The sequence below is a fragment of the Mesorhizobium sp. f-mel genome, assembly GCF_053850215.1.
In genome coordinates this window covers 84,695-108,551 of record NZ_JBSPTO010000013.1, presented here as the reverse complement: position 1 = coordinate 108,551, position 23,857 = coordinate 84,695, and the positions used below count along the sequence as shown (strand labels likewise).

24 protein-coding genes are annotated in these 23,857 nt (G+C 62.7%); 11 read left to right on the top strand and 13 right to left on the bottom strand.

From position 1 onward, the window contains the following. Genes ACWUKX_RS17620 through ACWUKX_RS17610 form a run of 3 tightly spaced genes read left to right on the top strand, consistent with a single transcriptional unit; the run spans position 1 to position 1,860 of the window. Complete coding sequence (locus tag ACWUKX_RS17620) at positions 1-702, top strand: DNA alkylation repair protein (RefSeq protein WP_065010013.1); 702 nt, start codon at positions 1-3, stop codon at positions 700-702. After that, positions 665-1,243, top strand: coding sequence for an N-acetyltransferase family protein (locus ACWUKX_RS17615; protein WP_456008141.1), 579 nt, complete (start codon positions 665-667; stop codon positions 1,241-1,243). The genes ACWUKX_RS17620 and ACWUKX_RS17615 overlap by 38 nt, the downstream gene beginning before the upstream one ends. Positions 1,244-1,290: 47 nt before the next feature. Beyond that, positions 1,291-1,860 carry a DUF3299 domain-containing protein gene (locus ACWUKX_RS17610; RefSeq protein ID WP_456008195.1) on the top strand — a complete coding sequence of 190 codons (570 nt, stop codon included), beginning with the start codon at positions 1,291-1,293 and terminating at the stop codon, positions 1,858-1,860. An 11-nt stretch (positions 1,861-1,871) separates the two neighbouring features. Here ACWUKX_RS17610 and ACWUKX_RS17605 read toward each other — a convergent pair whose 3' ends face one another. From ACWUKX_RS17605 to ACWUKX_RS17590, 4 genes are all read right to left on the bottom strand, one after another. Then, on the bottom strand, positions 1,872-2,363 hold the full coding sequence (locus ACWUKX_RS17605; protein ID WP_006333679.1) for an Lrp/AsnC family transcriptional regulator: 492 nt from the start codon (positions 2,361-2,363) through the stop codon (positions 1,872-1,874). A gap of 119 nt (positions 2,364-2,482) precedes the next feature. After that, on the bottom strand, positions 2,483-3,160 hold the full coding sequence (locus ACWUKX_RS17600; protein ID WP_456008140.1) for a uracil-DNA glycosylase family protein: 678 nt from the start codon (positions 3,158-3,160) through the stop codon (positions 2,483-2,485). Further along, a complete protein-coding gene (locus tag ACWUKX_RS17595; protein WP_287330723.1) occupies positions 3,118-3,729 on the bottom strand; it encodes a glutathione S-transferase in 612 nt (203 codons plus the stop codon). Before ACWUKX_RS17595 ends, ACWUKX_RS17600 begins: the two co-directional genes overlap by 43 nt. 102 nt (positions 3,730-3,831) lie before the next feature. Then, entirely contained in the window at positions 3,832-4,455 is a 624-nt protein-coding gene (locus ACWUKX_RS17590; protein WP_456008139.1) for a thermonuclease family protein, read from the bottom strand. Positions 4,456-4,530: 75 nt separating this feature from the next. On the opposite strand from ACWUKX_RS17590, the gene ACWUKX_RS17585 reads away from it, so the two are divergent. After that, complete coding sequence (locus ACWUKX_RS17585; RefSeq protein ID WP_456008138.1) at positions 4,531-6,051, top strand: sensor histidine kinase; 1,521 nt, start codon at positions 4,531-4,533, stop codon at positions 6,049-6,051. Positions 6,052-6,055: 4 nt separating this feature from the next. On the opposite strand, the gene ACWUKX_RS17580 is transcribed toward ACWUKX_RS17585, so the two are convergent. Further along, positions 6,056-7,051 (bottom strand): nicotinate-nucleotide--dimethylbenzimidazole phosphoribosyltransferase, encoded by a 996-nt coding sequence (locus tag ACWUKX_RS17580; protein WP_456008136.1) that lies wholly within the window; start codon positions 7,049-7,051, stop codon positions 6,056-6,058. Positions 7,052-7,233: 182 nt separating this feature from the next. On the opposite strand from ACWUKX_RS17580, the gene ACWUKX_RS17575 reads away from it, so the two are divergent. Together ACWUKX_RS17575 and ACWUKX_RS17570 are read left to right on the top strand one after the other, a co-directional pair. Continuing rightward, entirely contained in the window at positions 7,234-7,467 is a 234-nt protein-coding gene (locus ACWUKX_RS17575; RefSeq protein ID WP_127208292.1) for a DUF1289 domain-containing protein, read from the top strand. A gap of 7 nt (positions 7,468-7,474) precedes the next feature. Then, positions 7,475-8,179 carry a TIGR02281 family clan AA aspartic protease gene (locus ACWUKX_RS17570; protein ID WP_127208293.1) on the top strand — a complete coding sequence of 235 codons (705 nt, stop codon included), beginning with the start codon at positions 7,475-7,477 and terminating at the stop codon, positions 8,177-8,179. Positions 8,180-8,203: 24 nt separating this feature from the next. On the opposite strand, the gene ACWUKX_RS17565 is transcribed toward ACWUKX_RS17570, so the two are convergent. Continuing rightward, positions 8,204-8,947: an SDR family oxidoreductase gene (locus ACWUKX_RS17565; RefSeq protein WP_456008135.1), complete on the bottom strand. Its 744-nt coding sequence runs from the start codon at positions 8,945-8,947 to the stop codon at positions 8,204-8,206. Between the two features lie 369 nt (positions 8,948-9,316). Here ACWUKX_RS17565 and ACWUKX_RS17560 point away from each other — a divergent pair, with 369 nt between their 5' ends. Then, a complete protein-coding gene (locus ACWUKX_RS17560; RefSeq protein ID WP_456008134.1) occupies positions 9,317-10,252 on the top strand; it encodes an AraC family transcriptional regulator N-terminal domain-containing protein in 936 nt (311 codons plus the stop codon). 97 nt (positions 10,253-10,349) lie between these two features. Here the strand turns inward: ACWUKX_RS17560 and dusA are convergent, their stop codons facing one another. Beyond that, entirely contained in the window at positions 10,350-11,345 is a 996-nt protein-coding gene (gene dusA / locus ACWUKX_RS17555) for a tRNA dihydrouridine(20/20a) synthase DusA (protein ID WP_456008133.1), read from the bottom strand. A gap of 707 nt (positions 11,346-12,052) precedes the next feature. Here dusA and ACWUKX_RS17550 point away from each other — a divergent pair. From ACWUKX_RS17550 to ACWUKX_RS17540, 3 genes are all read left to right on the top strand, one after another. After that, the gene (locus tag ACWUKX_RS17550) at positions 12,053-12,721 is read left to right on the top strand and encodes a haloacid dehalogenase type II (RefSeq protein ID WP_456008132.1); all 669 of its coding nucleotides are present in this window, start codon (positions 12,053-12,055) and stop codon (positions 12,719-12,721) included. A 288-nt stretch (positions 12,722-13,009) separates the two neighbouring features. Beyond that, on the top strand, positions 13,010-14,089 hold the full coding sequence (locus tag ACWUKX_RS17545; protein WP_456008194.1) for a phosphotransferase enzyme family protein: 1,080 nt from the start codon (positions 13,010-13,012) through the stop codon (positions 14,087-14,089). Next, on the top strand, positions 14,017-15,345 hold the full coding sequence (locus tag ACWUKX_RS17540; protein WP_456008130.1) for an aspartate aminotransferase family protein: 1,329 nt from the start codon (positions 14,017-14,019) through the stop codon (positions 15,343-15,345). The genes ACWUKX_RS17545 and ACWUKX_RS17540 overlap by 73 nt, the downstream gene beginning before the upstream one ends. A gap of 76 nt (positions 15,346-15,421) precedes the next feature. Here ACWUKX_RS17540 and ACWUKX_RS17535 read toward each other — a convergent pair whose 3' ends face one another. The 4 genes from ACWUKX_RS17535 to ACWUKX_RS17520 form a co-directional block, all read right to left on the bottom strand. Further along, a complete protein-coding gene (locus ACWUKX_RS17535) occupies positions 15,422-16,876 on the bottom strand; it encodes an aldehyde dehydrogenase family protein (protein ID WP_456008128.1) in 1,455 nt (484 codons plus the stop codon). Further along, positions 16,873-18,147 carry an NAD(P)/FAD-dependent oxidoreductase gene (locus tag ACWUKX_RS17530; protein WP_456008127.1) on the bottom strand — a complete coding sequence of 425 codons (1,275 nt, stop codon included), beginning with the start codon at positions 18,145-18,147 and terminating at the stop codon, positions 16,873-16,875. The genes ACWUKX_RS17535 and ACWUKX_RS17530 overlap by 4 nt, the downstream gene beginning before the upstream one ends. A gap of 61 nt (positions 18,148-18,208) precedes the next feature. Continuing rightward, positions 18,209-19,342: an alanine racemase gene (locus ACWUKX_RS17525; RefSeq protein ID WP_456008126.1), complete on the bottom strand. Its 1,134-nt coding sequence runs from the start codon at positions 19,340-19,342 to the stop codon at positions 18,209-18,211. Between the two features lie 53 nt (positions 19,343-19,395). After that, positions 19,396-20,262, bottom strand: a complete 867-nt coding sequence (locus ACWUKX_RS17520) for a GNAT family N-acetyltransferase (RefSeq protein WP_456008124.1) — start codon at positions 20,260-20,262, stop codon at positions 19,396-19,398. A 305-nt stretch (positions 20,263-20,567) separates the two neighbouring features. On the opposite strand from ACWUKX_RS17520, the gene ACWUKX_RS17515 reads away from it, so the two are divergent. Beyond that, on the top strand, positions 20,568-21,506 hold the full coding sequence (locus tag ACWUKX_RS17515) for an ornithine cyclodeaminase family protein (RefSeq protein WP_456008123.1): 939 nt from the start codon (positions 20,568-20,570) through the stop codon (positions 21,504-21,506). Between the two features lie 95 nt (positions 21,507-21,601). Here the strand turns inward: ACWUKX_RS17515 and ACWUKX_RS17510 are convergent, their stop codons facing one another. Together ACWUKX_RS17510 and ACWUKX_RS17505 are read right to left on the bottom strand one after the other, a co-directional pair. Next, complete coding sequence (locus ACWUKX_RS17510; protein ID WP_456008122.1) at positions 21,602-22,852, bottom strand: NAD(P)/FAD-dependent oxidoreductase; 1,251 nt, start codon at positions 22,850-22,852, stop codon at positions 21,602-21,604. Between the two features lie 123 nt (positions 22,853-22,975). Beyond that, entirely contained in the window at positions 22,976-23,854 is an 879-nt protein-coding gene (locus ACWUKX_RS17505; protein WP_456008121.1) for an ABC transporter permease, read from the bottom strand. Positions 23,855-23,857: the final 3 nt, after the last annotated feature.

Sequence of the window (23,857 nt, the reverse complement as noted above, 5' to 3'; positions counted from 1 at the left end):
GTGGCTGAGCTGTCGCCTCAAGCCAGCGCCGAGGAAATTGTCGACCACCTGCGCTCGGTCGGCTCGGAGGAGAACCGCCTTGGCATGCTGCGCTACGGCATCAAGATCGAACGTGCGCTCGGTATCTCGCATGGCGTGCAGCGGCAGATTGCCAAGAAAATCAAGCGCAACCATGAGCGTGCCTTCGAGCTATGGCAGACAGGCATCGTGGAAGCGCAGTTCATCGCTTCCGTCACGGCCGATCCGAAGCGGTTCACTGCCGCGGATGCAAGACGATGGGCGGCGACTTTCGACTCATGGGATATCGTCGACGGCGTCTCCGATCTCTTTGTCGATACTGATTGCTGGAGGGAACTGATCGCCGAATTCGCAGTCGACGAACGGGAATTCGTTCGACGCACGGCTTTTGCCATGATGGCCTGGTCGGTGGTCCACCGGAAGAATGAACCAGAGGCGACCTTTCTCGACTTCCTGTCGATCATCGAAGTGCACGCCACCGACGGCCGCAATTTTGTGAAGAAGGCGGTGAACTGGGCGCTTCGTTCGATCGGCAAGCGATCGATGAATTTGCACGGTGCTGCCCTTGCCCTGGCACAAAAGCTGGCTGTTTCGACCGACAAGACGGCGCGCTGGATCGGCAAGGATGCTGCAAGGGAACTTTCCGATGCCAAAACGCTCGAGCGGCTCGCCAGGAAAGGCTGACTGGGGCGAAATCCACTTTACTGAGGTGACGCGATCGACGCGCGCCGATTTCGAAAATCTGTTCGAACAGGCGGGCGGCCCGAAATATTGCTGGTGCATGGCCTGGCGCAATCTCGATAACCGTGAGCACCTGGGCAACGATGAGAGGAAACGCGCCATGATGGCGCTCATCGCGGCCGGCACACCGGTCGGCATTGTCGCTCATGCGGAAGGCAAGACAATAGGCTGGTGCTCGGTGGCGCCGCGCGAGACCTTCCGCAAGCTGTCGCCGCAACAGGACGACAGCGAGGCGGGCGTCTGGTCGATCGTCTGCTTCTATGTGCCGAGGGCATTGCGCAGCCGCGGGCTGGCAACCGCACTGCTCGACGCGGCCATCGATCACGCCTTCGCCAAAGGCGCCAGGACGATCGAGGCCTATCCGGTCGACCAGGCATCGCCGAGTTACCGTTTCATGGGCTTCCGAGACATGTTCGTGGCCCGCGGATTCCACGAGATCGGCATGGCCGGCTCGCGCCGGCATGTGATGCGGCTCGAACGTTGACGCTGTCGGCGACGGCAGCTTTACTCCTGTCAAATGGAGAGCACACGATGAGCAGTCGTCTCAAATCGACAGCGGAGCTGGCGGCCGTGCTGATTTCCATCGCGGCGGGCAGCGCTTCCGCCGAAACCGCGCGGATATTCTGGAAGGATCTGCGTCCGGCGACCCAGCCCGCTGCCGAAAGTGTCGGTTTGCCGATGATCGCGGCAAAAATGCCTGATCATGGCGAGACGCTGTCTCACAATCTGCGGGACAAGACCGTCCAACTGGCGGGGTACGCGCTGCCGGTCGATCGCGAGGGCGATCTCGTCTACCAGTTCCTGCTGGTACCGTGGACGGGTGCGTGCAGCCACATGCCGACGCCGCCGCCCAATCAGATCGTCCTCGTCACGCCCGCGCATCCCTACAGGATGTCGGAGGCTTACCAGCCGGTTTCCGTGACCGGTGCCCTGAAGCCGGGCATGGAGAAAAGTCAGCTCTTCATTCTCGACGGCGCGAGCGTCATCCAGTCGGGCTACGCGCTGCGCAAGGCGGAAGTGGTGGATGTCGATGTGGTGCCGGACACCATCACGCAGCCGGCAAACTCGCCGTGGCGTTTTCTCAACAAAAAGAAGAACTAAGCAAAAAATCCTCAGGCAGCGTTGGCGCCCGATTCCTTGTCCAGCACCATGTAGTCCAGCGGCATTTCGGTCGTGTACTTGATCTGCTCCATGGCAAACGACGACGAGACATCGCGGATCTCGATCTTGGCGATCAGCCGCTTGTAGAAGGCGTCGTAAGCAGCGATGTCGGGCACCACCACGCGCAAGAGATAGTCGACGTCGCCGCTCATGCGGTAGAACTCGACCACTTCCGGAAATTCCTGGATGACCTCCGAAAAGCGCCGAAGCCATTCATGGCTGTGCGAATTGGTGCGGATCGACACGAATACGGTGACGCGCACATTGACCTTTTCATGATCGAGGATGGCGACGCGCCGCTTGATGACGCCCTCCTCCTCGAGCTTCTGGATGCGACGCCAGCACGGCGTGGTCGACAGGCCGACTTTCTTGGCGACATCGGCGACCGCGAGCGTCGCGTCCTCCTGCAAGAGACGGAGGATTTTTCTATCAAGGCGGTCCATTTGGTGCTCCCACGGGGATAGACTAGGAATAGATTGGCTATAGTCCTTCTTATTATGGCCATTCACAAGAAAGAATTTCTGCCAAATGGCACAAAAGCAAGTGATTTCTTGCTCACGCCTCAGCCGAGGCGATAGCGGATTTCCGATCTCAGAAACGGCAGCAAATCCATTTCAAACCACGGATTGCGCTTTAACCAGCCGGTGTTGCGCCACGACGGATGCGGCAGCGGCAGCACTTTCGGGTTGCTGGGCGCACCCCAGATGGTGCGCCAATCCATCACCGTCTCCGTCAGCGAGGGCCGGCGCGCGGCGCCCATGTGCCAGGATTGCGCATAGCTGCCAATCGTCAGCACCAGGTCGATGCGCGGCATCAGTGCCATCAGCGGCGCACGCCAGGCCGGTGCACATTCGCGGCGCGGCGGCAGGTCGCCGCCCTTGGCATCCTGACCGGGAAAGCAAAAGCCCATCGGCACGATGGCGAATTTTGTCGTGTCGTAGAATTCTTCGTTGCTGACGCCCAGCCAGTTCCGCAACCGATCGCCGGAGGCGTCGGTGAACGGCATGCCCGACACATGCACCTTGGTGCCCGGTGCCTGGCTGGCAATCAGGATACGGGCGCTCGACGACGGCCGGAGCACCGGGCGCGGCTCGTGCTGCAACGGCCGGCCGATCGGATTTTCGACGCAGATGCGGCAGGCGCGAACCCTCGCCGTGAAGCAATCCAGATCATCGCGCATCAAATCCACGACCGATTCTAGGCCGCCGCGCTCGGCCGGCTTGAGATCGCCTGATGCCATCGCAGCACGTTGCCGCAGTCTTCCGGCACCTTGATGCGCGCCGGCTTCATGAAGTCGATGGCGATCAGCCCGGTGATGTCGGCGATGGAGTAGGCATCGCCGGCGACGAATTCCCGTTGCGCCAGTTCGCCGTCGAGCAGCCTCAGGAACTCGACAGCCTTAGGTTTGTTGGCCTCGCCCCATTCGGGAATTTGCGGAACCTCCCATTCCCTCATTGCTGGATGGATATGCCGGAACGCCGCGGCGACGCAACTGAGCAGGTTGAGCTCCATGCGTCTTTGCCACATCTCGACGAGCGTTTTGCCGAGCGCGCCGCGGCCGAACAACGCCGGTTCCGGGTGCAGCTCCTCGAAATAGCGGCAGATGGCGACCGATTCGGTGATGACGGTGCCGTCGTCGAGTTCGAGCACCGGCAGGCGCTGCAGCGGGTTGCGGGAACTGACCGGCTGCTTTCTGTGCTCCAGCGCGCCCATGTCGACGGGCACCAGAGGAACCTCAAGCCCCTTTTCGGCAAGGAAGACGCGAACCCGCCGTGGATTGGGCGCCCGGCCGCCGTCGAAGAGTTTCATTCCATTTCTCCTATCGGATCGGCCCCAAGAAACGGGATCGATTTCCGGAAAGCACGATGCGAATCTGATCAGGTCTGTTGCGACAAACTATAGGGTTGACCATCACCGGAAGCGAAAAATTTCTCGCAAGGCATCGCCAATCGAAGCCAAACGACCGTGCTTTCTTTCGACCACTTCGTGATCGCGGCTCTCGCGCCATTCGTGCGGCTCGTCGAAAGTGCCGGCCCAGATGCCGGCCTTGCCGGAGCGGGCAGCGGCTTCCTCAGTTTCGAAATCCCCATAGGCAACCGCCCAGCCGGCCTCGACTTGGGCGCGGTTGAGATCCTTGCCGCCGGCGTTGCAGTCGCCGAGCAGCCGGCCGTAGCGGTCGCGCTGCCAGCCGGTGCAGGAGACGGATTTGTCCGATATCAGGCGTACCAGCGACTGCCGCGCCAGCTTGCCGCAGGGATAGTCGGCGCCGTCCTTGCGGCAAAATTGGGAATATTCCGGCGCATCAATGCCGCGCATGCGGATGCGCTCGGAACCGAGCGTGATCGTATCGCCGTCATTGACGACGGCGGCACCCTCAGTCTTGCGCGTCTCGATCCGGTCAAGGCGCGCCGCCAGAAGGATCAGCAGACCGAGGACAAGCACGGTCAGTGCGAAGTCCAGCAGCCGGCGCCAAAGGCTTCGCGGCCGCGGCGAGACGTATCGCTGTCGCGGTCGCCGCGACCACGAACGGCTCATATGGCAAACCGTTGGTTAATCATTCGAACGTAGCTTAACAATTTGAAACCGCTGCCCGCATAAATTGAAGTCTCCATGCCCTTGCAACGCTCGACCACAGCGGACAAGTTTATTGTGGACCGCCGGAAACCCCATCGCAACAGCGATGTGGCGCGTGCGGTGCGCAAGACGCGCGACCGTCTTTCGCAGCAGGTCGGAAATCCTGATTTCGACCGCGAGCTTTTGAAACTCCACGCCCGTTCGATGTTAGGCGGCGCGATCATCGTTCCGCTTCTCGTCCTGGCGGCCGCCGCGACGGGTCTGTTTGCTGGAGTGGGTAAGGAAATTGGCGTCTGGGCCCTTTTTACACTCATCTGCTACACGATCGTCGTGTTCATGGCGAGGCGCGTCGACCGAACGGAAGCTGCCGAACTCAACCCGCTGCAAACGCACGGTGATTTCCTGATAGGCCATTTCCTTTGCGGCCTGGGCTGGGCCTGGTTCGCCTGGCTCGGTTGCGATGCTTGCCAGGTCGAGCAGTTTCAGCTGATCAAGGCGGTGGTGGTGCTGCTGGCCATGGCGGCGACCGCGATCACGGCGTCATCGCTGCGCGGTGCGTTGCTGGCGACCTTCGCCGTTCCGGTGGCGGCCTATGCCCATGCCGGCGCCAGCCAGTGGATGCCGGCAGAACTGATCATGGCCGGGTTGCTGATCGTCTCGCTGCCCTTCTTCGCCTATGTGGCGCGCCAGCTCAATCGCTCGTCCTTGATGTTGCTCTCGTTCCGCTCCGAGAAGGATGCGCTGATCGCCGAATTGGACACCGCGAAATCGATGTCGGACGAAGCGCGGCGACGGGCGGAGGACGCCAATCTGGCAAAGTCGCGGTTTTTGGCCTCGATGAGCCACGAGTTGCGGACGCCGCTCAACGCCATTCTCGGGTTCTCCGAGGTGATGGCGAACGAGGTGCTCGGCCCGATGAGCAACCCGACCTATCGCGACTATGCTCGCGACGTCCACGACTCTGGCCAGCATCTGCTCGACCTGATCAACGAAATCCTCGACCTGTCGCGCATCGAAGCCGGCCGCTATCAGCTCAATGAAGAGCCGATGATGCTGCTTTCCGTCGTGGAGGATTGCTGTCACATGATGGAGCTGAAGGCGCGCAACAAGGACATCCGTATCGTCCAGGATTTCGAAAGCGCCTTGCCGCGCCTGTTCGCCGACGAACGCGCGGTGCGACAAATCGCGCTCAATCTTTTGTCGAACGCCATCAAGTTCACCGGAACTGGCGGCGAGATCCGCGTGCGCGTCGGCTGGACGGCGGGCGGCGGCCAATACCTTTCCGTCAAAGACAATGGGCCTGGCATACCGGAAGACGAGATTCCGGTCGTGCTGTCCGCCTTCGGTCAGGGCTCCATCGCTATCAAGAGCGCCGAACAAGGCACCGGGCTTGGCCTGCCGATCGTCCAAAGCCTGCTCGCCATGCATGGCGGCGAGTTCGAACTCCATTCCAAACTGCGCGAAGGCACCGAGGCGATCGCCATCTTCCCATTGAGCCGGGTGATGGAGGAATTGCCGGCGCTGCCGACTAAAGCCGTTGCTGCGCGCCGGCGATAGACGCTTAATGAACCGCCGCCGCCATGCCCGAACTGGTGAGCGCAGCGGCTTTGACCAGGCCCGCGGCAAGTGCCGCCCCTGCCCCCTCGCCGTGGCTTACGCCGAGATCAAGCAGCGGGCGCAAGCCGAGTCGCTCGGCGGCCCGAGCATGCGCAGGCTCTGGCGACAGGCTGGCAAGAAGGCAATGGTCGAGCGCGGCGGGGTTGGCAGCATGCAGCGTCGCGGCGGCGGCGGTCGCCACCAATCCATCGAGCAGTACGGGTATCTTCTGCATCCGGGCGGCGAGGATGGCGCCGGCAATCGCTGCGAACTCACGGCCGCCGACTCGCCGCAACGCTTCCAGCGGGTCCCTGAGACCCGTGCCGTGGAAGCTTAGCGCGGCATCGACCACTTTCGCCTTGCGCGCCCGCATCGATGCATCGGCGCCCGATCCGGATCCGACCCAATCGGCGCCCTTGCCGCCAAACAGTGCGGCAAATAAAGTCGCTGCAACGGTGGAATTGCCGACGCCGAGGTCGCCAAGGCAAAGCAGATCGGTGCCGCCGGCGATCGCCTCCATACCGAACGCCATGGTGGCAGCGCAGCCGCGCTCGTCAAGTGCTGCGTCCTCGGTGATGTCGGCGGTCGGAATGTGCAGCGCAAGATCGAACACTTTCAGCCCGAGATCATTGGCAATGCAGATCTGGTTGACCGCCGCACCCCCGGCCGCGCAATGCTCTACCGCGTTCGCCGTGGCAGCGACAGGCCGTGGCGAAACGCCGTGCCGAGCGACGCCATGATTGCCGGCGAAGATCGCCACCAGGGGCCGGTTCACTGCCGGCGGCGCATGGCCGCTCCAGGCGGCGAGCCACGCGGCGATGTCCTCGATGCGGCCGAGCGAGCCTTTGGGTTTGTCGGCCTTGGCAAACAGCGAGCGGACGCGACCTTCGGCCGCCGTGTCGGCCGGCGGCAGGGTCGCCAGAAGATTGCGAAAATCGTCGAAGGGCAGCGCGCTGGTCATGTCGTTGGTGATCGTTCCCAGAGTTGGCGAGCGGCATAGCCGCCTTGCTCGGCCGGCACAACTGCCTGCATTGACGCGAAAGCGGTTGCCGGCGGCGCATTCCGGAGGGCTTGCATTGGCCTTGCCGTTACACCATGTGGAAGCGAGACAAGGGATTCCTGGCGGAACCCTGAGAGAATATCATGACGGCCATCGAATCCCCATGCATCCTGGTCTGTTCGATCGATATGAAAACCGGCTTCTGCTTCGGTTGCGGCCGTACGCGCGAGGAAATCGGCGCCTGGATCGACATGACCCCTGAAATCCGCCGCAGCGTCATGGCCGAGCTGCCGGCCCGGCTTGAAACGGTTGAACGCAGACCGCGCCGGGAAACGCGCCGCACCCGCCTCGCGCGCGAACGCGACGCTCTCTCGTGAGCCACATATGAACCGATTTTACTGGGTTTTGATGATCGCGATCGGGGCAGGCGTGGTCCTGCTCATGCTCAACGATTCCGCCGGCAGCACATTCGGCGTCGAGAATTACGATTTCAGCCGGCTGATCTGGCTTGGCGCATTGGTCGCGCTCATCGGCGCCGGCCTGCTCAGATCAGGCCGTCCCTTAGGCGCGATGGCCCGCAATCTGGGCACCTGGGCCGTCATCGTTCTCGCACTGATCGCCGGCTACCAATATCGTTATGAATTGCAGGATTTCGCCAGCCGAGTAACGGCCGGCCTTGTTCCCGGCAGTCCGCTGGCATTGGGCCTTGAGGACGGCCATGCCACGGTGACCCTGGACAAGGCCGGCAATGGCCATTTCGAAGCGCGCATCATGGTCAACGGCACGCCGGTCCGGGCCGTGGTCGATACCGGCGCAACCAGCACCGTGCTGACCGCGCAAGACGCGCAAGCGGCCGGGTTTAATCCAGCCGCTCTCAATTTCACCATACCGGTTTCCACCGCCAACGGCATGGCGCGCGCCGCCGCTGTGAGAACCGACGAATTGGCGATCGGCGGGATCGTGCGCAAGGACATGCCGGTCATGATCGCCGCGCCCGGCATGCTCGGCCAGAGCCTGCTCGGCATGAATTTCATCGGCTCACTGTCCGGTTTCGACGTGCGCGGCGACCGCATGATCTTGCGCGATTGAACAGTCAGGCTGCTTCGGCGCCGCTCAGTGAGCGTTGAGCATCTCGACCGCTTGATCAAACCGGCCGTCCCGCTCCGCCCAGCGCAGGAAGCCCACGCGCTCCACCAGTATCTCCTTGGGGGTCGGCTCCCGGCTGAACAACGCCATCGCCTCGTCAATGAACGCGTTGAGCGGCATATACTCCTCGCGCCTCGACTGGCCGGGCGTGAGTTCGGTGCGAACCGCGGGCGGCGCAAGCTCGATCACTTCGATCTTGCCCCTGAGTTGCTCGCGCAACGACACCGTATAGGAATGGATCGCCGCCTTGCTGGCATTGTAGGTCGGCGTGCCAGTCAGCGGCACGAAGGCCAGGCCTGACGAGACGTTGACGATCACGGCATTTTGCCGGGCCGCCAGATGCTCGATTAGCGCATTGCTGAGGCGGATCGGCCCGAACAAGTTGGTGACGATCGTCTCCTCCGCGTCGCGCAGATCGCGGGTCCTGGTCAGATCCTCGCGGCGCATGATGCCGGCATTGTTGATGAGCACGTTGAGCGCCGGGTGCTCGGCGACTACGCGCTTGGCAAATGCTGCGATTGCTTCCGGATCTTCAACATTCCCGACCATGGCGTGCATGCCTTCACGCCCGGCGATCGTCCGCTCGAGCGCCTCCTTGCGCCGTCCCGCGATGATCACAGTGTTTCCAAGCGCATTGAAGCGCAGCGCCAGTTCCCGCCCGATCCCGGATCCGCCGCCGGTGATGAGGATGGTGTTTCCCATCATTTTCATCGTTCTGTGCTCCATCTATTCCAGCCAATCGGGTCAAACGATCCCGCCGTTTGCGAATACCGTCTGCCCGTTGATCCAGGCACCCTCCCCGCTGCAGAGCGCCGCGATTGCGGCGGCGCCCACCGCGAGTGCTACGGGAGCCATGGCGACAGCCGCCAGCACGGCTCGTCTCGGTACTTCATTCTGTCCAGACATATGAATTCCCTTCCTTGTCGAGCGGGCTTGTTCGGTTGGGACATTTCCTACCGGGCGATGCGGTCGACAGCTTGCCAACGCATGCGCAAAACTTGCTCGATCCTGCAGCCCAGGTGATGTTTGTCCGCCCGCATGCTAGGATCGCCAGGATCGCGCCGCTGCAGGAGACATTGCATGGACGTCCTCAAACATGCCGTTCAGACCTATGCCGCCCGCCATGCAAACCGAGATGGCCTGGCGCTGACGCCAGTGCCGGGTCTGCGGATGATGTGCGTCGAGTCACCACATCGCGACTTGCATTCGGTCTATCGGCCGCTGGTTTGTCTGGTTCTGCAGGGCGCTAAGCTGATGACCGTGGGCAGGGAGCAGCAAGTCTTCACCGCCGGGCAGTCCGTGATCGTGAGCGCGGACATGCCGGTCGCCGGACGCATCGTGCAGGCAAGCCAGCGCGAGCCTTATCTGGCCGTCGCGGTCGAACTCGAGATGACGCTCCTGCGCGAGGTCGCGGCGCAGTTGGGCAGCGTGCGTGCGCAGCGCCCGTCAGAGACACGCACCTTGTTCGTTGAGGACACCAAAGCCGCGATTCTGGATTGCGCAGTGCGGCTGATGCGCTTGCTGGACCGACCGGATTCCATTTCGCTCCTGCGCCCCGGAATCATGCATGAGCTGCATTATTGGCTCCTCTCCGGTCAGCACGGCGCAGCCCTGCGGTCGCTGGCGGATCCGGACAGTCACGCAAGCCGTCTCACTGCGGCCATCGCGATTCTTAGAACCGAGTATCGATCGCGTGTTCCCGTCGAGCGCTTGGCGGCGGCAGCGGCGATGAGCCTCACGGCCTTCCACAAGCACTTCAAGCACATGACTTCGCTGACGCCGGGACAATACCAGAAGCGGCTTCGCCTAATCGAAGCACGCCGCCTCATGCTCGATGAAGGCTTTTCGGCAACCAGCGCCGGGTTCGAGGTGGGCTACGAGAGCATCTCGCAATTCACCCACGAATATCGCCGCACATTCCAGGCGCCGCCGAAGCGCGATGCGCTGCGCACTCGATCCATGTCGCACGCGATCAAAGAAGAAATGCAGCACGCCGAGCGGGCGAGCTCTGCTTAGCTTGACTAGGTCTGCCCGAGCTATCGACGGTCCTCTGGTTGCTGAACAGACCGCGGAAGACACGCAAGCGAACGCATAATCTTGCTCGACTGAACAGTCAGGCTGCTTCGGCGTCCGTCCCGCTAAAATCGACTGCAGCGAAAGCCGCCTTCAGCACATCCGGTCCGGCGCCGGGCCTTGTCGCATCGGTCGAAAGGATCTGCCGGTAACGGCGCGCACCGGGCAGACCGTGGAACAGGCCGACCATGTGACGGGTGACATGGCCAAGCCGCCCGCCCCGCTCAATATGGCGCGCCGCATAATCCGCCATGGCATCGATCAGCGCGGCAAAATCGAACGGGTTGGGTTTGTCACCGTAAAAAGTGGCGTCGACGCCTGCCAGAATGCCCGGCGTGTGATAGGCGCTGCGTCCAAGCATGGCACCATCGACATGATCGAGATGGCGAAGCGCTTCGTCTACCGACTGAATGCCGCCGTTGATGCCGATGAATTTGTTCGGATTTTTGGCCTTCAGCCGATACACCCTGTTGTAGTCGAGCGGCGGGATGTCGCGGTTTTCCTTCGGGCTCAGTCCTTCCAGCCACGCTTTGCGGGCATGCACCCACAGCGCATCTGCGCCGGCCGCGAAAACGCCGTCCGCCAGCGCATCGAGCGCCGGCTCAGGATCCTGCTCGTCGACACCGATGCGGCATTTGACGGTGACGGGGATGCTGACAGCAGCCTTCATCTCCGCCACGCAATCGGCGACAAGGACTGGTGCTTTCATCAGGCAAGCGCCGAACGTACCCGACTGGACGCGGTCGGACGGGCAGCCGACATTGAGGTTGATCTCGTCATAGCCGAAGGCCTCGCCGATGCGCGCCGCCTCGGCAAGTTTCTGCGGATCGGAGCCACCAAGCTGCAACGCGACCGGATGTTCCGTATCATCGAAGCCGAGCAAGCGCTCACGCGCGCCCTGGATGACCGCGTCGGCCACCACCATCTCGGTGTAGAGCAATGCCCGGCGCGTCAACTGGCGATGGAGGAACCGGCAATGGCGGTCCGTCCAGTCCATCATAGGTGCAATGGCAAATCGCCTGTCTAAGGATTTCATTTCGTTACACTTTTTTGCTCTCAGTCGGTCCAATGCCCCACTGGACCGGCTGATAAGTAATTGCCATATCATATCCAAGAGCACGCTGAACAGCGACACAAACGTCTCCGACGCGGAACTAGCGCCCGCATTTGGCCACCTGAGTGTGCACGGTCACTCGAGGCGGTATCCCGCTGAAAGGCGCACGTTCGATCGCGACCGGATTACGTCGGGGAACGGTCGGCGGGGCTTCACGCGTCTCACCGCGCAATCACCAAGGTTTGGTTTGCCGTGTCGGCGCTTCGAGTATGTCCCGTATAGTGCAACGGATGCATTCGAGGCGGCGTCATTGATGACCAGTGTGGCTTTGGGCCAAAGGACCGCCCGATTGGTCAGCTTTGCGCCTAATATCGGTCTTGGAGTTCCGCAGTCGCCCGCGAACACGAAGGATGGGCCTTGGCCAGGGGTTGGCGTGCCTATCGAGCGATAATCGGACGCGGGCCGAACTGACTACGACCCCTGATCTATTCGGCTCGGCTCAGCACACTGTGCGAGCGCTACAGGTCGGTTTCGGCTCAGGAGGGGCGAAAGAAACAGTGCGGAAGATCGTGCTGGGCTTGCGGTAGACCGGAGGGCCCTTCTGCCGAACGACCATGTATTGCGGCACATTCTGCCAAACGCCTGCGGCTATGCTCGGCTAACACGGCAGATTGACAGGAACCAAGGACATGGATCGCTTCCGGCCGAAATACGTGACTTTTGATTGCCACGGCACGCTGATCAATTTCCAAATGGCGGGAGCCGCTCGGGATCTGTTCGGTCATCTTCTGGATGGGCCGCGCATGGACGAATTCATCAGAAACTTCCAAGCCTACCGCCTCGATGAGGTGTTGCAGGACTGGAAGCCCTATGCCGATGTCGTTCACAACGCACTGGAGCGCACGTGCCGCCGCAACAACGTCGCATTCCGTGCCGAAGACGCTGAAACGATCTACAACCGCATCCCGACCTGGGGACCGCATCAGGACGTTCCCGAGGGCTTGGCTAAACTAGCCAAGGAAATTCCGCTGGTTATTCTTTCGAACTCCATGATGGCCCAACTTCCGTCGAACGTGGCAAAACTCGGCGCGCCATTTCATGCCGTCTACACCGCTGAACAGGCGGGGGCTTACAAGCCGCACTTCAAGGCGTTCGAATATATGTTCGACATGCTGGGATGCGGCCCGGAGGACATAACTCACGTTTCCTCGTCTTTCCGCCACGACCTGATGTCTGCCTATGACCTAGGGGTCAAGAGCAAGGTCTGGGTTAATCGCGGCCATGAGCCGGCCAACCCTTATTACGAGTACACCGAAATCCGCGATGTGACGGAGCTACCGGGCGTTTTCGGGATCTGAGGGCGACGATGGGGCGCGGGTTTATTGGCTGGACCGCTCCACCTCTCGCAGCATGAAGAACACCATATCCAGCAGGCGAGGATCTTTCGAGTTGGGTGCTTGTAGTCATCTGGTCTCCGATGAAGAAGCAGGTCAGCCCAATGGCTCCATGGCTGCGGGACGCGACCATCTGCCTTACGCGGCAGCCTCAACCGAAGCCTATTTTCGCACTGCCGCCGCAATCCTGGCCATGCGGCCGGCTTCCGCGGAACCAGACATGTCGGCGGCATTGCTTAAGCGTCACTACGGATTGGCGGGATCATCGCCACATTATCCTCCGAGGTCGAGCGCACCGTTGAGGTCAACCTCTCGCACGACCGCCGACTGATCCTGAAGACCTCGACAAGACCGGAGGCGGTCGACAGCTTTCGTTTCCAAAGCGCCGCCATGGCGGGATTGCAAGGGGCCGCGGGCTTCGTTGCACCCGAAGTGCTCCGCACCAGCAGCGGCGCATTGATGTTTGAGGAAGAAGGGGTATGCGGGTACTTGCAGACCCGGATTGAAGGCGTTCCGCTGCACAAGGCGGTGCCCACTCCACACCTGCTTTTTCAAACTGGCAGCGCTCTGGCCAGGCTGGGCTTGGCCCTTGCGCAACTCAATGTGCCCGCGGCCCACCGCCCCGTTCTTTGGCATGTCGGGTGCTGGTCGCGGTTGATGGAACTAGAGCAATACCTCCCATCCGGGAGCATTGCCGATAGCGTTCGCGTCGCGATGGCGGACTATGTGGAGTACGTTGAGCCACAAATCTCAAATGTGGCGTGGCAGGTCACCCACAATGATCCCAGTCCGTTCAATATGATGGTGACTGGCCAGGGAACGGGTTTCATCGATTTTGGCGATGGCTGCTGGAGCCCCAAGGATCCAGGATCTGGCGATCGCAGCAAGTCACGTCGTGACGGATCCGAACCTTCCTGTGGGTGGGGCCGAACATCTTATCGCCGGCTATGCCTCTGTCATTGCAATTTCGGCGCTAGAAGCAAGACTGCTCGTCGGACTGATGCGGGCGCGACAAAGCGCATTGATCCTGGTCAATTACTGGCGCTCCCACCTTTTCCGGGCGACGCCGAGTACATCAAAAAGAACGTTGCGCGTGCCGAGCGCGGCCTCTCTATCTTGGCGCCTCTTGGTGTCGCATCGGGCGAGGCGGCCAGGCGGCAATGTCGTCGTCCTGCTGCAACGCCATTTCGGTTCGCCCGACAGGCACGGTCGCCGAACCGCGAATTGATCAAGATACTCGTTCAGATAGGCAGCAGCACATGTCCACCGATCTCATGCCAAATCGCTACAGACCTGGCGAATCCGATCTTCCCAGGCGCGAGTCCGAGCTAATTGCTCGCCGTGACGACGTTCTGGGGGCCTCTTATCGGCTCCAGTACCGCCGGCCCGTGCACTTCGTTCGCGGCGAAGGCATGTGGCTCTACGATCCTGACGGGCGGGCCTATCTCGACTTCTATAATAACGTGCCGTCTCTCGGCCATTGCCACCCGGAAGTAAACGCCGCAATGGCTGAGCAGGCGGGCCGGATAAGTGCCAACACGCGCTATCTCGAGCCAAAACTTGTCGACTATGCCGAGCGATTGGTCGATACTTTCGCAAACGAGCTCGACCGGGTGGTCTTTACTTGCACGGGGAGTGAATCCAACGATCTGGCCCTGCGTATCGCGCGATTTGCGAGCGGCAACGAAGGCGTGATCGTTTCCTCCTATGCGTATCACGGCACGAGTGCGGCTACCGCCGCGGTTTCGCCGAACTTGGGCGACGCCGTCAAGCTCAGCCCGTTCGTGCGCATGGTATCCCTACCCGGGCCGGCCGGCGTGCCGGAGGCCCAGGCTGCGGACTTTTTCGAGGCACAGATTCGATCAGCCATCACGGATCTGAACCGTCGTGACATAGGCGTTGCGGCCCTGCTCATCGACAGTATTTTTTCCAGCGATGGCGTATGGGCAGATCCTCCTGGTTTTATTGCCGGCGGAGCTACGGTGGTGCGGGAGGCAGGTGGCCTCGTCATTGCCGACGAAGTTCAACCGGGCTTCGGGCGAACTGGCTCCCATATGTGGGGCTTCGAGCGGCACCGGATCGTTCCGGATCTTGTTACCCTCGGCAAGCCGATGGGCAACGGATTTCCAATCGGCGCCGTCGTTGGTCGCAGAGCCCCGATGGAGCAGTTTGGCGCCACCGCGCGCTACTCGAACACGTTCGCCGGAAACACCGTTGGAATAGCGACCGCGGACGCCGTGCTAACGATCCTGCAGCGTGACCAAATACCCCAAAAGGCGCTTGCCATGAGCCAGCGCCTCCGAGCCGGACTGGAAAAGATCGCAAAGCAGCATCATGGAGTTCGTGCGATCCGAAACGCCGGTCTTTTCTTTGGCATCGACATGGGGCCTGAGGACACACCGGCTGCGGGCCGGCGTGCAATGGCTTTGGATGTGGTCAACGCGATGCGGGATGACGGCGTACTTATCAGCACGACAGGGGCCAATGAGGATGCACTTAAAGTGCGCCCTCCGCTCGTTTGCCAAGCCGAGCATGTTGACCACTTCCTTGCATCCATGGAGCAAGCGCTCATCAAGGTCGCAGGCTAGACCGCGCTCACCGAAGGCAGCCTGTTGGCACAGATGGCGCCACTGGCGCGCGTCCCTGCGCCTGGCGAGAAGACGCCTAGAAATAGCCGAGGATCGATTTGACCTCGAGATTCTCCAGCATGCCCTCGAGACCGTACTCGCGTCCGTTTCCGGATTGCTTGAAGCCGCCGAACGGCGCGTGGGGGTCCCACGTCGGGTAGTTGAGATGCACCTGCCCGGCGCGGATTTGCGACGCGACGTCCTTGACGACGTCCATGTCTTTGCCCTGCACATGCGCCCCGAGGCCATAGACGGTGTCGTTGGCGATGGTGACGGCCTCCTCCACTGTCTCGTAAGGAATAACGCAAACAACCGGGCCGAAGATCTCCTCCTGGGCAATACGCATGCCGGTGCGCACCTCGGAAAAAATCGTCGGTTTGACGTAGAATCCGGCATTCAGACCGCCGGGACGGCCCTGTCCGCCGGCGACGACCTTCGCGCCTTCCGAAATGCCGACGCCGATCATCGTCTGAATCCGGTCGAACTGGGCGCCGTTGGCGATTGCGCCATGGGTGGTGGTCGCCGCGAGAGGATCGCCGACAACGATATCGTCCGCTGCCCGCTTGGCAATCGACTCTATCTCGGAAAGCTGCGCGCGCGGCACGATCATACGAGTCGGCGCACTGCACGACTGGCCGAGATTGCGGAAGGCGGCGGCGATGCCCATCGAGACGGCGCGATCGAGATCGGCGTCTGGCAGGATCACATTCGGCGACTTGCCGCCGAGCTCCTGCGCGACGCGCTTGACCGTCGGCGCTGCCGCCTGGGCCACCGCGATGCCCGCGCGGGTGGAGCCGGTAATGGAAATCATGTCGACATCCGGATGGGAGGCGAGAGCCGCACCGACGCAAGGGCCGTCGCCATTGACGAGGTTGAAGACACCGGCCGGGAAGCCGGCTTCTTCGATCGCCTCGGCGAACAGGAGGGCGCTCAACGGAGAAAGCTCGCTCGGCTTCAGCACGACCGTGCAGCCTGCGGCGAGTGCCGGCGCGACCTTGGCGGTGATCTGGTAGAGCGGCCAGTTCCACGGTGTGATCAGCGCGCAGACCCCGATCGGTTCGCGAGTGACGGCGGTGTGACCGCGCTGCTCGACGAAGGGGAAGGCCGTCAGGACCTCGCGAGCGACCCGCACATGGGCGATCGCCAGCGGCACCTGCGCGGTGCGCGCATATGCGATCGCCGCGCCCATTTCGAGGGTCAGGCATTGCGCAAGCAGCTCGGTGCGAGCCTCGAGCAGCGCCTGCAGGCGATCGAGCAAATCCGCGCGGTATTCCGGCTTGGTACGGCTCCAGGCGGCGAATGCCCGGCGGGCCTCTGAAACGGCCGCGTCCACGTCCTCGCCGTTTCCCAGCGGAAACCGGGTCACGACGTCTTCCGTGGCCGGATTGACCACGACGCCCCTGGCGGTGCCGCTGGGTTCGCGCCATTCGCCGTCGATGAAGAACCTGCCCAGGTGGCCGTTGCGGGACAGGTGCTCGAGGGGCGAGGTCATGTCACGAGGTCCTTCATGCGGTAGTAGGCGCCGAGGATCGGCAGGAACCAGGGACGCCCGAAGTATCCGGGGATCGCCGGCCAGTCGAAATCCTTCCAGGGGTTCAGGTCGGGGCGGCCGGCCATTACCTCGGCCATGATGCTGCCCATCAGCGTCGACATATGCGTGCCGTGCCCGCTGTATCCCATCGAGTAGTATATACCGTCGCGCTCTCCGGCGCGGGGCAGGCGGTCGCGGGTCATGTCGACCAACCCGCCCCAGCAGTAGTCGACCCGGGCGCCGGCCAGTTCGGGGTAGACGTCGACCATCGTCGCCTTCAGAATGCGGCCGCTTTTCTCGTCTGATTGAGGGTTGGACCCCGCAAATCGGGCCCGCCCGCCGAACAGAATGCGATTGTCCGGGGTCAGCCGCCAGTAGACGACGAGGTTGCGCGTGTCGACGACATTGCGACGGGCCGGCATGAGGCGCTCGATTTTCGAAGGGGACAGCGGTTCCGTCACGATCAGGAACGCGCCGACCGGCACGATGCGACGGCGGATCCATCCGAGCGGACCGACCTGGGAGATGCCGCTCGCCAGCAGGACCTGGCGCGCGACGATCCTGCCCTTGGAGGTCTCGACCTCATGCCCGTCGGCGACCTTGCGCAGAGCCGTGACGGGTGCGTGTTCGTGGATCTCCGCGCCGCGCCGCGCCGCCGCGATTGCTAGGCCGCGTACGAAACGACCGACATGCATGTTGGCGCTCTTGGGAAAAAGCAGCCCCCCGTGGTAACGGTCGGTCCCAACCTCGCTGCGCAGGTCGGCGCGGGCTATCATCCGCGTTTCGGGATCGACATTGGCCGCCAAGAGCTCCTGGCTGCGCGCCAGCATGTCGTAGTGCTCGGGCTTGGCGGCAAGCTTAAGCTTGCCGACCCGGGCGAAGCTGCAGTCGATCCGTTCTTCCTGCACCAGCCGCTCGACCATGTCGACGCCGGCATCGAAGACCTTGTACATCGCGTTGGCGGCATCCTTGCCGTACTTGCCGGCCATGACCGCATAGTTCTGGGCAAAGCCGTTGTTGCACATGCCGCCATTGCGCCCGGACGCGGCGTTGCCGATCGTTCCGGCTTCGAGCACGGCGACCCGGGCCCCCTTCTTGGCAAGGGCCAGCGCGGCGGAGGATCCGGTCAGGCCGCCGCCCACCACGGCCACGTCGTAGCGGCCTTCGAGGGGTTTGGACGAGCCGTGGTCGAACGGCGGAGACGTGTCCAGCCAGTAGGAAGTAAGTTTCATTTTTGCATCACCAGAGCCTCAGGTTGCATGGGCGCCATGCAAAGCGTGGAGATCGGAGCTCCTACCAGCCGCGGATCCGCTCCCACCGCGCTTCGATCTCGGGGCTCTCACCGTTGACGACGCTGTAGAAATCATGCTGGGCGGCCATCGCGCAGGCGTGGTTCGGCAGGATCCGGACCCGCGTGCCGACCGGGAGCTCGGGCATGCTCTTGCCGGAACCGCTGCGGACTGCGAGGATGCCGTGCTCCTGGCTGGCCTGGGACACGACTAAATCTTCGAGCACCCGCCCCCTCTCGTCGCAGACCACACCGTAACCCTGGTCGAGCTGCTGGTTCGCGGTTCCACGGTCGCGCGAAAGCGCCATCCACCCTGCATCGACCAGCACCCACCCTTTTTCGGGTTTGACGCCGATCACGGTGGCCAACACGGAAACCGCGATATCGTCGATTGCACAGACCCCTACCCCGTGCTGGACGAGGTCGAAGAACATGTAGACCCCGGCACGCAACTCCGTGATGCCTTCCAGATTCTCGGCGAAGTGTGCGGTCGGCGTCGAGCCGAGGCTGACGATCGGGCAGGCGTGACCGTGAGCGCGCAGAATTTCGGCGGCGCGCACGGTGGCCAAACGCTCGTTCTCGGCTGCCTTCACCAGCGCATCGGGCGTGCTCAAGCCATAGGACTCGCCCGCATGGGCGAGGACGCCGACGAAGTTGGCGCCCGCTGCGACGACCCTGTCGGCCACCTCAAGCAGCCTGGGATCGTCCGGCTTCAATCCACCGCGATGGTCATCGCAATCCAGTTCGATGAAGACGGACGGCGTCACGCCGGTGGCCGCGCGCACGTCGGCCAAGGTACCGGCCTGGTCCACGGTATCGAGCAGCAGCTTCAAATCGGCGCCCGTGCGGCGACAAAGCTCCATGGCGCGGATGGCCGAAGTCGGCGACATGCCGACCGCATAGGTCATGTCGCGAAAGCCGTGGTCAGCGAAATATTCCGCCTCGGCGATTGTCGAGACCGTGATCGGGCCGGGTTCGCGGGGGAACACGAGTTGGGCGACGTCGATGCTCTTGGCCGTCTTCATGTGCGGGCGCAGCACCACGCCAAGCCGTTTAGCACGCTCGGCCAGACGCTGGATGTTGCGCTCGAGACGTCCCCGGTCCAGAAGCAGCGACGGGGTGATGAGGGCGTCGATCATGTCAGCCGCCCCGCGCACTTCGGTTCGTCCCGTCTTTCCCATATCCTCACTCCTCAACCGAACGACTGATTGGCCAAAGCATACATGCGGGCCGGTCCGTCGGTGACGGGCCGCCGTCCCTTGACCATGGCGGTCGCATCACCGACACGCTTGAGGCCGAGGCTCTCCAGCCAGTCGCCCAATCCGTGTTCGGCATAGACGTCGATGCGCACGAATTGCCCATGAAGCGTCGCAAGCTGGGCCAGGATCAGGAGTTGCGCGTCTTGGGCGCTTTCGGCTGCACAAGGGCCGACCACGTAGCCGCGCCCGAACCTCCTGGCGATGGCGTAGCCCGCAACCTGTCCCGCGCGGTCGATGACCCCCACATTGCCCACATCGGCAAGCGCGGCCACGATCGACGGCCGAGGCATGCCCGTGGCCCGTTCGTCGAAGGCCTGGATCGCCGCGAGGTCCGAGACAGTCGCCGGACGGATGTCGTTGCGAGCATTAGGCGTCACGGCGACGGTCAGTGGCCCCTGATGCTGGAGCACGGCGCCCCAACCCGTGAAGCCGCGCCGCTTGTAGAGCGTTAGCCCCTCTTCGGTCGAATTGAGCAACACGCTGCGCGCCCCCGTTGCCTCAAGCAGCCCATCAAAGAGCCGGGAGCCGTTGCCACCGCCTTGTGCGGAGCCAGTGACTATGATCATCCCGGCCGTGGCGTAGGCCTGTCCGTAATTCCACGACATGGCAGTGCCGATCACCTGTCCTGCCCGCTCCAGGACTAGGCCCTGGCCCACCGTCGCGGCAAATTCCCAGTCCTCCCGGCGATAAGGCCAGGCCATCTCCTGCGACAGCTTCAGCGCGCCTGGCACATGGAGGGTCTCGAATTTCATCAGCTCGGTCGGGGCGCTGACGATATCTCTGTCATGCTCAACGGCCATGAGTGCAACGCTGTCGCTTGATCCAAAGTCAGATTGAAGTCGGACCTTAGAGTCGCGTCCGGCGGACAGATTTCGCTGCTGTTTTGCCCTTTCAACTCGGCAGGATCATTCTTTTTGACCCCGTCCCTCGGCATACAAGATGGCGCAAATCGGGGGAGAAATACTCATCTGCCACCTTGCGTCGCCCGTCATGGTCCCCAGTCGCCCGTGACGTCCACACCTCTGATGCGATCTCGGGCCTGACCAACACCATGGGCCGAACACTCTGAAGCGACGAGCGGCTTGATGCTCAGGAGGAATTTTGGATGATCTACATCAGCGAAGAGGAGTCAGCCGCCCTCGTCACGCATGAACTTGCTTTCGATGCGGCGCGGAAGGCTCTCGTGGCGGCAGCATCGCCGCAGAGCTTGGTCTTTCCCGCTGTTCTCGGGCGCACACAGGAGGCGACCAATACCTTCTCAATCAAATCCGGTTCGTCGGACGACCTGACCGGAGTGAAAATTGGTTCCTTCTGGTCGGGCAATCCGGCACGTGGCCTTCCCCGCCACAACTCCACCATCGTACTGCTCGATGAGCATACAGGTCGGCTCGGCGCCGTGATCGAGGCCGGCATGGTCAACGCCTACAGGACGGCCGCCGCTGACGCGGTTGCGGCCGATGTTCTTGCGCGGAAGCAAGCCAAGGTTCTGGCGATATTCGGCGCCGGCAACCAGGCGGGCTTCGAAGTGACGGCGTTGGCACGCATCCGCCCAATCGAAACCGTGCTGGTCGTGGCCCGACCTTCGCCGCGACGCGACGCTCTTGTTGATCAGATCGGCGAAAAGGGTCTGGAGGCGCGCGCGGCCTTGCCCGAAGAAGCCGTGCGCGCGGCCGACATCGTGGTGACTGCGACACCCTCACGCGAACCGCTGTTCGACGCCGCTTGGGTGGGGCCACGAACCCATATCGTCAGCATGGGGTCGGATGCTCCGGGCAAGCGCGAATTGCCGAGCGAATTGTTTCCCAAGGCACGTCTGTTTTGTGATCTGCTTTCCCAGTCCGTCCAGATCGGCGAGTTCCAACATTTGCGCGACGAGATCGACGCCGGCGTGCTAGCGGTAACACCAATCGGCGACGTCATCGAAAAGCGTGCGCCCGGACGCCGTTTCGACAATGAAATCACGGTCTTCGACAGTTCCGGCATCTCCCTACAGGACCTCTACATGGCCTACGCACTGATCCGCGCTAAGGCGTCCCACCGCTGATCAGCTTCGCACCGACAGTCCCGGCCCGACGGATTTTTCCGCCGTACTGGAGTGCTCTCCGGCAACAACATGTCTCGCGCGATTTTGCAGTGGTGTCAGCGGCTGGCGCGCCACCAGGCGATTCGGTCCTGCAGGGCGTAGCCCTTGATAACGGCCGGCATGAACCACGGATTGCCACGATAGAGCGGGATGGCCGCAGGCGGCCGGAAATCGAACGCGGTGCGCGCCTGCCCGCCAGGTCCCATCAGTTTGTGGGCTGCACGCGTGCCAATCCATGGCGCCCAGACCACACCAGAACCGCAGAAGCCGGTGGCATAGACCACGCCGTTGTTCTCGAAGATGCGGGGCAGCATGTCGCGGTGCATCGCCACATTGCCGAACCAGCTGTGCGAAAGTCGAACATTCTCCAGTTCCGGGAAAAGTTCGACCAGCCCGTTGCGCAGACGGAGCGTGGGGGCTGCTGGATCACCTACACGGGAGCTGTCGCGCCCGCCCAGCAGGATGCGTCTGCCGTCCGGCGAGGGCCGGTAATAAAAGCCCAGTTCACGGCCCTCGCTCATCATCATCAGCTTCGGCGTCAGGCGCGCCATCACTTCAGGCGCGAGTTCCTCGGTCGCGATGATCCGGCTGCGAACCGGGACGAGGCGGCGGCGAAGGAAGGGATTGGCGCCATCGGTATAGCCGTTCGTGCAGACCAGGACCTGCCGCGCCTGCACAGTTCCGGCCGAAGTCACGACGCGGAACCCGGAGTCAGCCCTTTCGATCGACGTCACGGGCGTGTTCGAATGCACCATCAGACCGGAAGCAAGGGCCACCCGCAGGAGCTCAGCGTGGAACTTGGCCGGGTGCAGCCCGCCGATGTCCATCCGGACCATGCCGCCGCGATAGAAATCGGTGCCGATGTAGTTGCGCTGCTTTGCATATGGAACGGGGTAAGACTCGATCCCAAGTTTCTTCGCCAACGCCTCGGCACCGCGGGCCATCTTCTCGTACTGCTCGTATCCGATGGCGCCCTTGAAAAGGCCAACCAGCTTGAAGTCGCAGTCGAGCTTTTCCGTTCTGATGAAATCATAAAGGAATTCGCGCGCGATCTTGCCCTCGGCCTCGATCGCCATGGCCTTCTCTTCACCGAAGCGCCGGGTGATCGTAGCATAGTCCAACCGGATACTACCGCTGGTAATTCCGCCATTGCGCGACGAGGCCCCCTCGCCCGGATTCATCGCATCAAAAGCTGCAACTGAGCGTCCTTCGCGCGCCAGCGCAAGCCCAGCTGAAAGGCCGGCGTAGCCGGCGCCGACGATCACCACGTCGAGCTTCTTGACCAGGGGCTGCGGCGGCAGCGGCATGACGGATGCCGCTTCCCACCAGTAGGGCGTGTTCTTGTCGGCGACTTTCGGCTCGTGTACTTGTGTCACGTCACTTCTCGCTTGGTTTTCGGGATCGGGAGTGGTCCGCCTTTGCCGGCGAGATCAGACACGGTCGTCCCGCACGTCGAGCGCATCGCGCAACCCGTCGCCGATGAAGTTGAAGCTGGTCACGGCGATCGTGATGGCGGCCCCGGGGATGATCGCCAGCCAGGGCGCACTGTCCAGATACTGCTGGGCGCCCTCGAGCATGTTGCCCCAGCTGGGCAGCGGCGGCTGAATGCCATAACCCAGGAAACTGATATAGGCTTCCAGCAGGATCGCGCGCGCGACTGTCAGCGTAGCGGCCACGATGATCGGGCCCATGGCGTTGGGCAGGATCTCGCGGAACATGATATGCGTGCCGCTCAGCCCCAGCATGCGCCCGGCCAGCACAAACTCGCGCTCGCGCAATGACCGTACCTCGGCCTCGACAATTCGGGCTACCTCCATCCAGCTGGTGACAGCGACGATGACGGTGACCATGGCGGGGCTCGGCTTCAGTGCCGCGGCCAAGGCCAGCAGCAGGAAGATGGAGGGGAATGACAGGAAGCCGTCGACCGTGCGCATCAGCGCTGCGCCGATCCAGCCGCCACGGTAGCCCGCGATCACACCGACGAGAGTTCCGATCAGCGTCGACAGCAGCATGGCGAAGAAGGCCACCAGCAGTGAGGTCCTCCCCGCCATGAACAGTCGCGCCGCCACGTCGCGGCCCAAAGGATCGGTCCCGAGATAGTGGTCGCCGGTCAGCGGCGGTGAAAAGCGGGCGCGCAAATCGATGTATAGAGAATCATAGGGCAGGAGATAGGGCCCGAAGACGCATGCCAGCGTGAGAAGCGTGATCATCGCCACCCCCAGCAACGCCAGATGATGGCTCGTGAAACGGCGCACCGTGCGGCTGCGCCACCAGCGGCTTGGTCCTGCATTTGCGGCGAGAGCGGTCATTTC